This window comes from Pseudomonas sp. DE0157, assembly GCF_007678615.1.
GTDB classification, from domain to species: Bacteria; Pseudomonadota; Gammaproteobacteria; order Pseudomonadales; family Pseudomonadaceae; genus Aquipseudomonas; species Aquipseudomonas parafulva_B.
Genome location: NZ_VEJN01000014.1, coordinates 101,696 through 116,158, shown reverse-complemented (window position 1 = coordinate 116,158; position 14,463 = coordinate 101,696). Strand labels below are relative to the sequence as shown.

Sequence of the window (14,463 nt, the reverse complement as noted above, 5' to 3'; positions counted from 1 at the left end):
CCGATGGTAGTGTGGGGTTTCCCCATGTGAGAGTAGGTCATCGTCAAGATTCATTTCGCAAAACCCCTATCTGCGCACGCAGATAGGGGTTTTGTCTTTGGGCTGAAAAACTTACGTATCAGCGTCGGTGTCGTCAAACGAGCAACCGCCCTTGATCCGCGCCGTGATATCGTTCCTGCCCAAGTCAACTCGCCCTTAAAGAGACCTGCCGATGTCCAGTACTCACCTCCAGCCTGGCTTCATGATCGTCCACGGCAATCGCCCCGACGACCTGCGCAGCCTGGTGGTGAGCTGGATGCGCCGTTACCCCCTGGCGCCTCTAGAGAACGAAATCGCGCTGGTTCAGAGCAATGGTATCGCCCAATGGCTCAAGCTCGCTTTGGCCGAAGACCCCCTAGAGGATGACCAGGGCGGTTGTGGCATTGCCGCTGCCATCGAGATGCAGCTCCCGGGTAGTTTCATGTGGCAGCTGTACCGCACCGTGTTGGGCCGCGATCAGATACCGGAAGTGTCGCTGCTCGACAAGGCACCGCTCACCTGGCGCTTGATGCGCCTATTACCCGAGCTGATTGAGCGGCCGCACTTCGAGCCGTTGCGGCGTTTTCTGACTGACGACAGCGATCTGCGCAAACGCTATCAGCTCGCCGAGCGCCTGGCCGACCTGTTCGACCAATATCAGGTCTACCGCGCCGACTGGTTGAAAGAGTGGGCCGCAGGACGGCATGTGCTCAATACTGCCCGTAGCGAACGCAAGCCCTTGCCTGTCGATAACTGCTGGCAGGCAGAGCTGTGGCGTGCCTTGTTGGAGGACGTAGGCGAGCAGGGCATGGCCCAGAGCCGTGCCGGCGTCCACCAGCGGTTCATGGCCTGCATCGACGAGCTGAAGCAGGCCCCGGCAAACCTGCCCGCGCGGGTCATCGTGTTCGGTATCTCCTCGCTGCCGGCCCAGACGCTTGAAGCGCTGGCCGGTCTCGCCCGTTTCAGCCAGGTGCTGTTATGCGTGCATAATCCTTGCCGCCATCACTGGGCCGATATCGTGGCCGACAAGGACTTGCTGCGGCATCAGTACAAGCGTCAGCAACGCCGGCCCGGCATGCCATTGGAACTCGATGACCAGTCACTGCACCAACACGCGCATCCCCTATTGGCAGCCTGGGGCAAGCAAGGCCGCGACTACATCAATCTGCTCGACAGCTACGACGACCCAGGAAGTTACCAGGGTGTCTTCAGCGATGGACGCATCGACCTGTTCACCGAAGGCTCACCCGTAACGCTGCTCAACCAGCTACAGGACGATATCCTTCAATTGCGCCCGCTGGCCGAATCCCGTGAGCAGTGGCCGCCGGTCAATGCACGCCGCGACCGTTCGGTGCGCTTTCACGTTGCGCACAGCCCGCAACGGGAAGTCGAGATTCTCCACGATCAGTTGTTGGCTCGCTTCAGCGCAGATCCCACACTGCGTCCACGCGACGTCATCGTCATGTTGCCCGACGTGGATAGCTACGCACCGCACATACGGGCCGTCTTCGGCCAGGTGCAGCGTAAAGACCCTCGCTACATCCCTTTTACCTTGACCGACCAGGGCCAGCGTGGCCGCGAGCCGCTGCTGATCGCCTTGGAGCACCTGCTCAAACTTCCCGAAAGCCGCTTTGCCGTCAGCGAAGTGCTGGACCTGCTGGACGTGCCGGCAGTACGGGCTCGGTTTGGCATTCGCGAAGGCGACTTGCCCACCCTACACCGCTGGATCGAAGGGGCCGGCATTCGCTGGGGGCTCAATGCCGAGCAACGGGCCAGCCTTGGCTTGCCGGAAGGTCTCGAGCAGAACTCCTGGCGCTTTGGTTTGCGGCGGATGTTGCTGGGATATGCCGTGGGTGTAGGTGATGCCTGCGATGGCATAGAGCCTTATGACGAGATAGGCGGGCTGGACGCTGCGCTGATTGGCCCGCTTGTCGCGTTGCTCGATGCGCTGGAAGTGGCGTGCCAAACCTTGTCATCCCCGGCCAACGCCGGCGAGTGGAGCGAACGCCTCAATGCCCTGCTGCACGTCTTCTTCCTGGCCGAGGATGAGCAGGACGAGTTCTTGCTGATCCAGTTGCAGGACCTGCGCGAATCGTGGCTGGATGTCTGCGAAACCGTGGACCTGCAAGATCCACTGCCCCTTACGGTGGTGCGCGAGGCCTGGTTGTCGGGCCTGGATCAAGGCAAATTGTCCCAGCGCTTTCTGGCAGGCTCGGTGAATTTCTGTACCCTCATGCCCATGCGGGCCATCCCGTTTCGCGTGGTCTGCCTGCTGGGCATGAACGACGGTGACTATCCTCGCGCGCAGCCACCGCTGGATTTCGACCTGATGGCCACCGACTATCGCCCAGGTGATCGTTCGCGTCGGGAAGATGATCGCTACCTGTTGCTCGAAGCCCTATTGTCGGCCCAGGACCAGCTCTACGTGAGCTGGGTGGGCCGCAGTATCCGCGACAACAGCGAGCGTCCTGCCTCGGTACTGATCGGCCAGCTTCGCGATCACATCGCGGCGGGATGGCAACTGGCTGATGCGCAAGCCGACACCAAACACGATCCGGGCCAGCAACTGCTTCACGCCCTGACCCAGGAACACCCGTTGCAGCCGTTCAGCCTGCGCTATTTCGAAAAAGGCAGCGTGCTGTTCAGTTACGCGCACGAGTGGCAAGTGCTACACCAGGCCCACAGCGACGACCCTCACGACCTGTCCGAGCTGACGCCCTACCAGGATGATGAGCCGCTGACATTGAACCAGCTGGCCGATTTTCTGAGGCACCCAGTGCGGCACTTCTTCAGTCAGCGGCTCAAGGTCTACTTCGAAGCGCTCGAAGCGCCCACGCCGGACGAAGAGCCTTTCGTACTCGACGCCTTGCAACGTTATGGCGCAAGTGAAGCATTACTCAGCGCAGCCTTGAGCGCACCCGAGGATGCCCAGCGTGCCCTGCATCAGCAAGCACGCCGCCTGCAGGCCCAGGGCCTGTTGCCCTTGGCCGGTTTTGGCGAGCTCTTGCAGCACGACCTAATCGAGCCGCTGCCTGACTTGCTGCAACGCCATGGGCAGTTGCTCGAACGCTGGCCGCGGCAGGTTGAGGGCGCACTGCCCGTGCATTTCGAACACGGTCCTCATCGGCTGGAGGGCTGGCTGGGCCGCGTGTTCCAAGGCGATGACCAGAGCGTGCTGAGCATCACCCCGGTCCCCAACACCATCAGTGCAGGGCGCAACAGCCTCAAATGGCATCGCCTCATCGCGCCATGGGTGACACACCTTGCCGCCTGCGCCGCAGGATACGCCTATCACACTGCGCTGGTAGCCAGTGACGTGACCCTGCTACTGGCGCCAGTCGGCCAGCAAGCGGCAGCACAGCTGTTGGGAGAACTGCTGGTGGCACGCCAGGCAGGCATGTGTGCACCGCTGCCAGTGGCGCCTAAGACGGCATTCGCCTGGCTCGCCCAGGACGAGCCGGACAAAGCCATGGCTGCCGCTGCCCGTGCTTACGAAGGCGACGAACGCACTGGTGCCGGCGAGCGCGGTGAAAGCGTTGCCCTGGCCCGGCAGTTCCGCGATTTCGCCGCGCTCACGGCCGACGAAACCTTCGAGGGATGGTGCGAGGCCTTGTACCGCCCCCTGTTCGACGCCCCCTGGCAAACCCTGGGCAACCCGGAGAAAAACGCATGACCCAGGCTCGGCCATTGGCCCTGAATTTCCCCTTGCATGGCAGTCAGCTGATCGAGGCCAGCGCGGGAACCGGCAAGACATTCACCATTTCGGCCTTGTACCTGCGCCTTATCCTCGGCCATGGTGGCGAGCAGGGTTTCGAACGAGAGCTGCTGCCGCCGCAGATTCTGGTGGTCACGTTCACCGACGCTGCCACCAAGGAGTTGCGCGAGCGTATCCGGACTCGGCTGGCCGAGGCGGCGCGGTTTTTCCGCGGTGAACTCGAAGCCGTCGACCCGCTGCTGGCGCAACTGCGTGACGATTATCCAGAGCACGCTTGGCCAAGCAGCGCCGCCCGGCTGGAAACGGCTGTGCAGTGGATGGACGAGGCTGCCGTATCGACCATTCACGGCTGGTGCCAGCGCATGCTGCGTGAGCACGCATTCGACAGCGGTAGCCTGTTCACCCAGAGTCTGGAAACCGACCACAGTGAACTGCTGGGGCAGGTGGTGCGCGATTACTGGCGGCGTTTCTGCTACGGCATGCAAAGCCAGGCCCTGGCGTGGGTACGTAGCCATTGGGTGAGCCCTGCCGCGCTCTTGCCCCGCATTCGCCCGTTGTTTGGCAGGGTGCGTGCCGCCCACCAAGGGCCTGAGCCCGAGACATTGATCCTTGAGGCGTTGCAGGCCCGCGATGAGCAGTTGGCCCGGCTCAAGAGGCCCTGGGCTGCCTGGGCACCGGAGCTGCGACAGCTCTGTCGCGACGCCGTGGCCGCCAAGCACGTGGATGGCAGGAAGATGCAGGCCCGCTATTTCGAACCCTGGTTCGACAAGTTGTGCCTGTGGTGCAACGACGAGCAGTGCGTAGAACTTGACCTGGGCACAGGCTTCACCCGTTTGACCCCTGCGGGCCTGGCCGAGGCCTGGAAAGTCGGCGAGCCGCCAGCGCACCCTGCACTCGATGCCATGCAAACCCTGCAACAGGACCTGCAGGGCCTAGCCAGTCCGGATGCAGCGCTGCTCGAACATGCCGCCAGTTGGGTTTCGGCGCAGTTCGAAGTGGAGAAGCGGCGCCGCGCGGAAATGGGCTTTGATGACATGCTCCTGCGGTTGCAGCAGGCACTGCACAGCGAGGCAGGCGAGCGTCTGGCCGGATTGATTCGCGAGCAGTTCCCGGTGGCGATGATCGATGAATTCCAGGACACCGATCCGATCCAGTACGGCATCTTCGAACGCATCTACCGCATCGGCGAGAACCACGGCGACACCGGCCTGTTCATGATCGGCGACCCCAAGCAGGCGATCTATGCCTTCCGCGGTGCCGATATCTACACCTACCTCGCTGCCCGGCGTGCGACCCAAGGGCGCTTGCACAGCCTGGACACCAACTACCGCTCCAGCGAAGGCATGGTCGCGGCGGTCAACCAGGTGTTCCAGCAAGCCGAGGCGCGTCCCGGCGGGCGTGGCGCCTTCCTCTTTCGGGAGGCGCACGACAACCCTCTGCCCTTCGTTGCCGTGCGCGCCCAGGGCCGCAGCGAGCAATTGATGCTTCAAGGGCAACCCTGCGCCGCACTTCAGTGCTGGCAACTACCCAGCGACGAGCCGGTTTCGGTGGGCGTTTACCGGCAGCAGATGGCCGCCAGTTGCGCGAGCCACATCGTGGGCCTGCTCAACGCCAGTCAACGCGGCGCGGCAGGCTTTGCGCACGCCAATGGCCAATTGCGCCCGTGCCTGCCTTCGGACATCGCCATCCTGGTGCGCGATGGCCACGAGGCGCAACGCATCCGCACGGAGCTCGCTGCCCGAGGCGTGCGCAGCGTCTACCTCTCCGACAAGGACTCGGTGTTCGCCGCCCAGGAAGCCCATGACCTGCTGGCCTGGCTCAAAGCCTGCGCAGAGCCGGACTCCGAGCGTCTGCTCAAGGCGGCGTTGGCCAGCTTGACGCTCGACCTGTCGCTGCCGGCGCTTGATCGCCTGAACCAGGACGAACGGGTGTGGGAAAGCTGGGTGATGCGGTTTCGCGCCTACCGCGACACGTGGCAGCGCCAGGGCGTACTGCCCATGCTGCGCCAGTTGCTGCATGACTTCGAACTGCCGCGAACGCTCATTCGCCGCACGGACGGCGAGCGAGTGCTCACCAACCTCTTGCACTTGGCCGAGTTGCTCCAGCAGGCCGCAGGCGAGCTGGACGGTGAACAGGCGCTGATCCGGCACTTGGCCGATCATCTGGCCAGTTCAGGCCAGGCTGGCGAGGAGCAGATCCTGCGCCTGGAGAGTGACGAGCAACTGGTCAAGGTGGTGACCATCCACAAGTCCAAAGGCCTGGAATACCCCTTGGTGTATCTGCCGTTCATCTGCTCCAGCAAACCGGTGGACGGTAGCCGCCTGCCGCTCGCTTGGCATGACAGCCAAGGCAATGCGCACTTGACCCTGACGCCGGACGCCACGCAGATCGAGCGCGCCGATGACGAACGTTTGGCCGAAGACTTGCGCCTTTTGTATGTGGCGCTTACCCGTGCCCAGCACGCCTGCTGGCTGGGGGTGGCCGACCTCAAGCGCGGGAATCACAAGCGCTCGAACCTGCATCGCTCGGCGCTCGGCTACCTGCTGGGCGGCGGCACTGAGCTTGCCGACTCCAAGCAACTGGCAGACTGGTTGCAAGCACTGGCCGATACCAGCGCGCACATTACCTGCCCAGGGCTTCCGGAGGCGGACCGGGCGGCCTACCAGACACCGCAGTTGCAGCATCAGCTGGTTCCAGCCCGTATGCCCCGCCGCGCGGCGGCCGAACAGTGGTGGATCGCCTCTTACAGCGCCCTGCGGATCGGCGAACAGGCGCTGGGCGTCGACAGTTCCCTGGCGCAACAACTGCTCGATGATGAGCGCGTCGATACCCAGGTTCTGCGCGAGGTCCCGGCCGATAGCGGAGACATCCACCGTTTCCCCCGCGGTCCCAACCCCGGCACGTTCCTCCACGGTTTGCTGGAGTGGGCCGGGCGCGAAGGCTTTGCCCAGGTGCGCGACAACCCGCAAGCGCTGGCCCGCACCGTGGGTCAGCGCTGTAACCGGCGCGGTTGGGAGGGCTGGATACCGACGCTGACCCAGTGGCTCACAGGCCTGCTCGACACACCGATGCCAGTGGCGCAAAACGGCCTGACCGTGACCCTCAGCCAGCTCACCCACTATCAGGTCGAGATGGAGTTCTGGTTTGCCAGTCATCAGGTCGATGCCCAGCAACTCGACCGCCTGGTGGCCCACTACACCCATCCAGGTCTACTGCGCCCAGCTGCGCAGCCGACGCTGCTCAACGGCATGTTCAAGGGCTTCATCGACCTGGCGTTCGAGCTGCAGGGGCGCTACTACGTGACCGATTACAAATCCAACTGGTTGGGCCCGGACATCCAGGCATATGACCCTGCCGCGATGCAGCAAGCCATCCTCGAGCATCGTTACGACCTGCAGTACGTGCTGTACCTGTTGGCCCTGCACCGACAGCTGCGCGCCCGCCTGCCGGACTATGACTATGACCTTCATGTGGGCGGGGCCCTTTTCATTTTCCTGCGAGGGGCCAACAGCAGCGGGCATGGCATTTATAACGCCAAGCCCCCGCGCGAGCTGATCGAAACCCTCGATGCGTTGTTTCGCGGCGAGCACGCGCCTGCTGCGCATGACCTGTTTGCCGGAGACGCCCCATGAGCCGAAGCCTCCTCGACCTGCTGCCCACCCCCCTGCAAGCCGAGCACCTACTGGCCCTCGCCCCTCAACACCGCAGCAGTGACCTGCTGCAACTGCTCGATCGCTGGGTCGAGCGCGGCTGGTTGCGGGCGCTGGACCGTGCTTTCGTGTCATTTCTGGAGACGCTTGCGCCGGGCAGTGACCCGCTGTTGCTGTTGGCCGCCGCCCTTGCCAGCCATCAACTGGGGCATGGGCACGTCTGCCTGGACTTGCAGCAGACCTTGGCCGAACCTGACTTCGCGCTCTCGTTACCGCCTGAGGGTGATGCATTGACCGGCCCGCTGCTGTTGCCCTCCCAGCTGCTGGCCGGCCTTGACCTGGACGCCTGGCGCCAGCGCATTGCCGCAAGCCCGCTGGTGGCAGCCGCCGATGCGCCCGGGCAGCACACACGGCCTTTGGTCCTCAGCGGCGAACGCCTCTACCTGCGCCGCTACTGGAGTTATGAACGACGCATCGACAGCACATTGCGCCAACGCCTGACCCAGGCCGACGCCATACCCCCAGACCTGGCGGCGCGTCTGGACGCCCTGTTCGAGGGCGGCAGCCTCGCAGGGCAGGTGGACTGGCAGAAGCTTGCCTGCGCCCTGGCCACGCGCGCCGGGTTCAGCATCATCACCGGTGGGCCTGGCACCGGCAAGACCACCACCGTGGTACGCCTGCTTGCCTTGCTCCAGGCCCCGGCAGTGGAAGCGGGCAGGCCGTTGCGCATCCGCCTGGCGGCGCCCACGGGCAAGGCCGCTGCTCGCCTGACCGAATCCATTGGCCAGCAAGTCGAGCGTCTGCAGGTCAGCAGCGCCGTGCGTGGCCATATCCCCACTGAAGTCAGCACCGTGCACCGCCTGCTCGGCAGCCGTCCAGGCTCGCGACATTTCCGTCACAATGCCGCCAACCCGCTGCCCCTGGACGTACTGGTGGTCGATGAAGCCTCGATGATCGACCTGGAGATGATGGCCAACCTGCTCGATGCCATGCCGCCAAAGGCACGGCTGGTGCTGCTGGGTGACAAGGATCAGCTGGCCTCGGTGGAGGCCGGTGCGGTGCTGGGTGATTTGTGCCGGGATGCCGAGCAGGGCCGCTACTCCCCAGCGACCCAAGCATGGCTGGAGCATATCGGCGGGCAATCGCTGTCTGAAAGCGGTCTTGAGCCAGGTGATGAACAGCGCCACCCACTGGCTCAGCAAGTGGTCATGCTGCGCTTTTCCCGGCGCTTCGGCGAAGGCAGCGGCATCGGCCAGCTCGCCCGGTTGGTCAATCGCCAGCAAAGCCACGCGGCGCGCAACCTACTGGCCATGCCGCCGCCCGACGTCCACAGCCTAGCCCTGAAACAGGAGCATGACCGCGCCTTCGATCGCCTGCTGCTCGACGGCCTGGACCGCGGCGCAGAAGGCCCTCAGGGGTATCGCAGCTACCTGCGTACACTGGGCAGCCAGCGTCCGGCGCTGGACACTCCCTTCGACGACCCTGCGTGGGAGCGCTGGGCTGCCAAGGTCTTGCACAGTTTCGAGGATTTCCAGCTGTTGTGCGCCGTGCGCCGCGGCGCCTGGGGCGTTGAAGGGTTGAACGAGCGGGTAGCGCGGGTGCTGCACAACGCCCGCCTGATCGACAGCCAGCAGCCTTGGTACGAGGGCCGCCCGGTGTTGGTCACGCGCAACGACTATGGGCTGGGTTTGATGAACGGCGACATCGGCATCGCCCTGTGCCTGCCGGACGAACAGGGCAGGCCATTGCTGCGCGTGGCCTTTCCCCGCAACGATGGCAAGGGAGGCGTACGCTTTGTACTGCCCAGCCGCTTGAACGAGGTGGAAACCGTGTTCGCCATGACCGTGCACAAATCCCAGGGCTCGGAATTCGGCCATACCGCACTGGTCCTGCCCGACGCACTCAATCCGGTGCTGACCAAGGAGCTGATCTACACCGGCATCACCCGTGCCAAGCACTGCTTCAGCCTGGTCGAACCTCGCCAGGGCATCTTCGAGGAAGCCGTGGAGCGCAAGGTTCGACGTATCTCGGGGTTGATGCTCGAGCAGGTGTGAGGGCGAGCGCCGTCAGGGCTGGGTGCAGGACCTGGCAAAGCGCATCACCGTATCCTGCCCCATCATCAGTGCGGCATTGGCTTCGGTCACCTCGCGGATGTAGTCCCACAACAAGGTGATGCGCTTGAGTTTGCGCAGGTCTTCGCGGCAATACATCCAGAATTGCCGCGTCACCTCCACCTGATCGGGCAGCACCGTGACCAGCCGCGGGTCCTGCGCGGCCAGAAAACACGGCAGAATGGCCAGCCCCCGACCTTGAAGCGCCGCGGTGTACTGGGCAATCACGCTGGTACTGCGCAGGTGGGCCGTGGCCCCAGGGATCAGGTTGGCCAGGTACAGCAGCTCGGAGCTGAAAGCCAGGTCGTCGACATAGCTGATGAAGGGATGCCCGGCCAGGTCGGCAACGGCCTGGATCGGCGCGTGGCTGTCCAGGTAGGCCTGGGTGGCGTACAGGCGCAGCCGGTAGTCGCATAGCTTGCAGCATACATAGGGCCCGTGTTCCGGGCGTTCCAGGGCGATGACGATGTCTGCCTCGCGCTTGGACAGACTGATGAAGTGCGGCAGCGGCAGGATATCCACTGAAATCGCCGGGTATGCATCGACGAAGTGGCTCAGCTGCGGGGTGATGAAGAAGCTGCCGAAGCCTTCGGTGCAGCCCATGCGCACATGCCCCGACAGCGCCACCCCGGAGCCTGACACCTGCTCGCACGCCATGTGCAGCGTACTCTCGATGGCCTCGGCATAACCGAGCAGGCGTTGGCCTTCTGCCGTCAGCACAAAACCGCTGGTGCGCGATTTTTCGAACAACAAGGTGCCAAGCGCCCCCTCCAGCGACGTGATGCGCCGCGAGACGGTGGTGTAGTCCACGCTCAGGCGTTTGGCCGCGCTGCTGGCCTTGCGGGTGCGGGCTACTTCAAGAAAGAACTTCAAGTCGTCCCAGTTGAGCGCGCTCAGGGATGTGAGGTCTTTTTGCATGATGATCCGGAATTTTTATGCGTTCTTGTAGGATGTTTGCACATCTATACTCGAAACATGCCCTCTCACGCCACCCCGCGTTAGCGACGGCGCTGGCGATCTCGTCCTGACAATAATTCCAAGGAGAACGCAGATGAACGCACCCCAGTCCCCTGACCAGACCAAGGTCGAGCAGGCCAAGCTGCTGATCGATGGCCAATGGGTGGAGTCCCGAACGAGCGAGTGGCGCGATATCGTCAACCCGGCCACCCAGGCCGTGCTGGCGCGTGTTCCGTTCGCCACCACCGAGGAGGTGGACGCCGCCGTGGCAGCGGCCCAGCGCGCCTTTTTGACCTGGCGCCATACGCCGATTGGCGCGCGCATGCGCATCATGCTCAAGCTCCAGGCGCTGATTCGTGAGCACAGCAAGCGCATCGCCCAGGTGCTGAGCGCCGAACAGGGCAAGACACTGGCCGACGCCGAGGGCGATATCTTCCGTGGCCTGGAAGTGGTTGAGCACGCGGCTTCCATCGGCACCCTGCAAATGGGCGAATTCGCCGAAAACGTGGCAGGCGGTGTCGATACCTACACCTTGCGCCAGCCGATCGGGGTGTGCGCCGGCATCACACCGTTCAACTTCCCCGCGATGATCCCGCTGTGGATGTTCCCCATGGCCATCGTCTGTGGCAATACGTTCGTGCTCAAGCCCTCCGAGCAGGACCCGTTGTCCACGCTGTTGCTGGTCGAGCTGGCCGTGGAGGCCGGGGTGCCGGCCGGTGTGCTCAACGTCGTCCATGGGGGCAAGGCCGTGGTCGATGCCCTGTGCACGCACCAGGACATCAAGGCGATTTCCTTCGTCGGCTCGACCGAAGTGGGTACCCATGTCTACAACCTCGCCAGCCAGCATGGCAAGCGCGTGCAGTCGATGATGGGCGCCAAGAACCATGCCGTGGTGCTGCCGGACGCCAACCGTACGCAGACCGTGAATGCCCTTGTAGGGGCGGCCTTTGGTGCCGCAGGCCAGCGCTGCATGGCCACCTCGGTCGCGGTGCTGGTGGGCAAGGCCCGCGAATGGCTGCCGGACATCAAGCAGGCGGCGAGCAAGCTCAGCGTCAACGCTGGCTGCGAGCCGGGTACCGATGTGGGGCCGGTGGTGTCCAAGCGGGCCAAGGAGCGTGTACTGAGCCTGATCGAGAGCGGCATCCGAGAAGGCGCCACGTTGGAGCTCGATGGCCGCGACGTCAAGGTGCCGGGCTATGAGCAAGGCAACTTCGTCGGCCCCACCTTGTTCTCCGGGGTGACCACCGACATGCAGGTCTATACCCAGGAAATCTTCGGGCCGGTGCTGGTCACGCTCGAGGTCGATACCCTCGACGAGGCCATCGCACTGGTCAACGCCAACCCGTTCGGCAACGGGACCGGTCTGTTCACCCAGAGCGGCGCGGCGGCGCGCAAGTTCCAGAGCGAGATCGACGTCGGGCAGGTGGGCATCAACATCCCGATCCCGGTACCCGTACCGTTCTTCAGCTTCACCGGCTCGCGCGGCTCCAAGCTGGGAGACCTGGGGCCGTACGGCAAGCAGGTGGTGCAGTTCTACACCCAGACCAAGACGGTTACCGCCCGCTGGTTCGATGACGACAGTATCAACGACGGCGTGAACACCACCATCAGCCTGCGCTAAGGAGCACGACATGCGTATCGCATTCATTGGCTTGGGCAACATGGGCGCCCCCATGGCCCGCAACCTGATCAAGGCCGGTCACCACCTTGCCCTGTTCGACCTGAACAAGGAGGTACTGGCAGAACTCGGCGCCCTGGGTGGGCAGGTCAGCGCCTCACCACGCGAGGCGGTGGCCGAAAGCGACCTGGTCATCACTATGTTGCCGGCCGCCGCGCACGTGCGCAGCGTCTACCTCGATGACGATGGGGTACTGGCCGGGATCCGAGCTGGCACGCCTACCGTCGATTGCAGCACCATCGACCCGCAAACCGCCCGCGAGGTGTCCAAGGCGGCGGCCGCCAAGGGCGTGGACATGGGCGATGCACCGGTCTCAGGGGGCACGGGTGGGGCGGCGGCCGGTACGCTGACGTTCATGGTCGGGGCCAGCGACGCACTGTTCTCAGCGCTCAAGCCGGTGCTCGAGCAAATGGGCCGCAACATCGTGCACTGCGGCGAAGTGGGGACGGGGCAGATCGCCAAGATCTGCAACAACCTGCTGCTGGGCATTTCGATGATCGGTGTGTCCGAGGCCATGGCACTGGGCAATGCCTTGGGTATCGACACCCAGGTGCTGGCAGGGATCATCAACAGCTCCACCGGACGCTGCTGGAGCTCCGACACCTATAATCCCTGGCCTGGCGTGATCGACACGGCGCCGTCTTCGCGTGGCTACACCGGCGGCTTCGGCGCCGAATTGATGCTCAAGGACCTGGGGCTGGCCACTGAAGCTGCGCGTCAGGCCCGCCAGCCTGTGATCCTTGGCGCCGTTGCGCAACAGCTGTATCAGGCCATGAGCCTGCGTGGGGAGGGTGGCAAGGACTTTTCAGCCATCATTGAGGCCTATCGCAAGCCACAGTGAGCAAAGGGGCACGTCATGAACGTGCAGGGGGCGGCTCATCGCGCCCCCTGCGTCTGCGAATCAGGCGAAGACGAAGTACTTGCGCACCGTCTCGACCACCTCCCACGTGCCCTTCATTCCTGGCTCGATCACGAACACGTCACCTGCCTTGAGGTGCTTCGGTTCCTCGCCTTCCGGGGTGACGATGCAGTAGCCATCGAGGAAGTGGCAGTATTCCCACTTGTCATAGTTGACTTCGAACTTGCCTGGGGTGCAGATCCAGGTGCCCATGATCTTGCTGCCGTCGGCTGACAGGTAGGCGTTCAGGTTCACGGTGTGCGGGTCGCCGCCGATACGTTTCCACTTGGTAGCGTCCACGACCGGGGTGGGGCAGGTTTCACGCAGCACGGTGATGAAATCGGACATGGCACAACTCCTGTGACTGGTTGAATGACCCGTCACCATAGGTGTTGAAGCGCCCGTGCAGTTGCCTGAAGTCGACGTCCAGGTGCCTGGCCGCGCTGTTCATGCAGATTCAGCTCAGGCTACAGGCTAGTTCGCTACCAGGCGTTGGCGCCGCTTCAAGCCCACCAGTAACGCACGAAGTGGAAAAAAACCGGTGCAGCGAAGCAGACCGAGTCGATGCGGTCGAGCATGCCGCCATGGCCTTCGATCATATGCCCCCAGTCCTTCACGCCACGGTCGCGCTTGATCGCCGACATCACCAGCCCACCAAAGAAGCCCATGGCATTGACCGCCAGGGCCATCAGGGCAGCCTGCCAGAAGCTGAACGGCGTGATCCAGCACAGCAGCGCGCCGATCAGCGTGGCCAGTGCCACGCCGCCCACCAGGCCCTCGAGGGTTTTGGAGGGCGAGAGGTTTGGCGCCACCTTGCGCTTGCCGAACAGCTTGCCGCACACGTACTGCAGCACATCACTGAGCTGCACCACCACGATCAGCCAGGCGATAAGCAGCAGGTTGCGCCCTTCAAAACCGGGAATCTCCAGAGTCATCAGCGCCGGTACCGCCGACACGCAGTACACCGCGATCATCAAGCCCCACTGCACCTTGGAAGCCCGCTCCAGAAAGCGCGTGGTGTCGCCCCCCAGGCTTGCCAGGATCGGCAGCAACAGGAACAGGTAGACCGGAATGAAGATGCTGAACAGGCCATACCAGTCCATGGCGATCAGCACGTACTGGACGGGCAGCGCAATATAGAACGCCGCTGCCAGGGCGGGGTAGTCACTGCGCCGGGTGGGGGTGAGGGTCATGAATTCGCGCAAGGCGTAGAACGACACGCCGTAGAACAACACGATCACGCCGTATTTGCCGAAGACGAAGGCGATGCCGATCACCAGCACCATGACCCACCAGGCATTGATGCGGGCGTTGAGGTTGTCGATCACCGCATGGGGCCCGGGGCCTGCGCGCCATTTCAGGACACGGCCGATCACACTGGCGAGCAGCAGCAGGGCGCCGATGCCGGCGAACAGCGCGAAGGTATTGTCGTGCAT

8 protein-coding genes are annotated in these 14,463 nt (G+C 63.8%); 5 read left to right on the top strand and 3 right to left on the bottom strand.

Going from position 1 to position 14,463, the window contains the following annotated elements; translation table 11 throughout:
- The first annotated feature begins 211 nt into the window (after window positions 1-211).
- The 3 genes from recC to recD are packed head-to-tail and all read left to right on the top strand — an operon-like array spanning window position 212 to window position 9,437.
- Window positions 212-3,691 (top strand): exodeoxyribonuclease V subunit gamma, encoded by a 3,480-nt coding sequence (gene recC / locus FS777_RS16995; RefSeq protein ID WP_145256559.1) that lies wholly within the window; start codon window positions 212-214, stop codon window positions 3,689-3,691.
- The gene (recB, locus tag FS777_RS16990; RefSeq protein WP_078477993.1) at window positions 3,688-7,365 is read left to right on the top strand and encodes an exodeoxyribonuclease V subunit beta; all 3,678 of its coding nucleotides are present in this window, start codon (window positions 3,688-3,690) and stop codon (window positions 7,363-7,365) included. The genes recC and recB overlap by 4 nt, the downstream gene beginning before the upstream one ends.
- Complete coding sequence (gene recD, locus FS777_RS16985) at window positions 7,362-9,437, top strand: exodeoxyribonuclease V subunit alpha (RefSeq protein WP_078477994.1); 2,076 nt, start codon at window positions 7,362-7,364, stop codon at window positions 9,435-9,437. The genes recB and recD overlap by 4 nt, the downstream gene beginning before the upstream one ends.
- Before the next feature lie 12 nt (window positions 9,438-9,449).
- On the opposite strand, the gene FS777_RS16980 is transcribed toward recD, so the two are convergent.
- Window positions 9,450-10,412 carry a LysR family transcriptional regulator gene (locus FS777_RS16980; RefSeq protein ID WP_058639894.1) on the bottom strand — a complete coding sequence of 321 codons (963 nt, stop codon included), beginning with the start codon at window positions 10,410-10,412 and terminating at the stop codon, window positions 9,450-9,452.
- 133 nt (window positions 10,413-10,545) lie between these two features.
- On the opposite strand from FS777_RS16980, the gene FS777_RS16975 reads away from it, so the two are divergent.
- Both FS777_RS16975 and mmsB read left to right on the top strand, forming a co-directional pair.
- The gene (locus FS777_RS16975; RefSeq protein ID WP_058639893.1) at window positions 10,546-12,072 is read left to right on the top strand and encodes a CoA-acylating methylmalonate-semialdehyde dehydrogenase; all 1,527 of its coding nucleotides are present in this window, start codon (window positions 10,546-10,548) and stop codon (window positions 12,070-12,072) included.
- 10 nt (window positions 12,073-12,082) lie between these two features.
- Complete coding sequence (gene mmsB, locus FS777_RS16970) at window positions 12,083-12,970, top strand: 3-hydroxyisobutyrate dehydrogenase (RefSeq protein WP_058639892.1); 888 nt, start codon at window positions 12,083-12,085, stop codon at window positions 12,968-12,970.
- A 60-nt stretch (window positions 12,971-13,030) separates the two neighbouring features.
- Here mmsB and FS777_RS16965 read toward each other — a convergent pair whose 3' ends face one another.
- Both FS777_RS16965 and FS777_RS16960 read right to left on the bottom strand, forming a co-directional pair.
- A complete protein-coding gene (locus FS777_RS16965) occupies window positions 13,031-13,375 on the bottom strand; it encodes a cupin domain-containing protein (RefSeq protein WP_023534343.1) in 345 nt (114 codons plus the stop codon).
- Between the two features lie 155 nt (window positions 13,376-13,530).
- The gene (locus FS777_RS16960; protein WP_058639891.1) at window positions 13,531-14,463 is read right to left on the bottom strand and encodes a phosphatidate cytidylyltransferase; all 933 of its coding nucleotides are present in this window, start codon (window positions 14,461-14,463) and stop codon (window positions 13,531-13,533) included.

Coding starts and splice junctions, on each gene's coding strand:
- recC (WP_145256559.1), top strand. CDS start 212: ATGTCCAGTACTCACCTCCAGCCTGGCTTCATGATCGTCCACGGCAAT.
- recB (WP_078477993.1), top strand. CDS start 3,688: ATGACCCAGGCTCGGCCATTGGCCCTGAATTTCCCCTTGCATGGCAGT.
- recD (WP_078477994.1), top strand. CDS start 7,362: ATGAGCCGAAGCCTCCTCGACCTGCTGCCCACCCCCCTGCAAGCCGAG.
- FS777_RS16980 (WP_058639894.1), bottom strand. CDS start 10,412: ATGCAAAAAGACCTCACATCCCTGAGCGCGCTCAACTGGGACGACTTG.
- FS777_RS16975 (WP_058639893.1), top strand. CDS start 10,546: ATGAACGCACCCCAGTCCCCTGACCAGACCAAGGTCGAGCAGGCCAAG.
- mmsB (WP_058639892.1), top strand. CDS start 12,083: ATGCGTATCGCATTCATTGGCTTGGGCAACATGGGCGCCCCCATGGCC.
- FS777_RS16965 (WP_023534343.1), bottom strand. CDS start 13,375: ATGTCCGATTTCATCACCGTGCTGCGTGAAACCTGCCCCACCCCGGTC.
- FS777_RS16960 (WP_058639891.1), bottom strand. CDS start 14,463: ATGCACGACAATACCTTCGCGCTGTTCGCCGGCATCGGCGCCCTGCTG.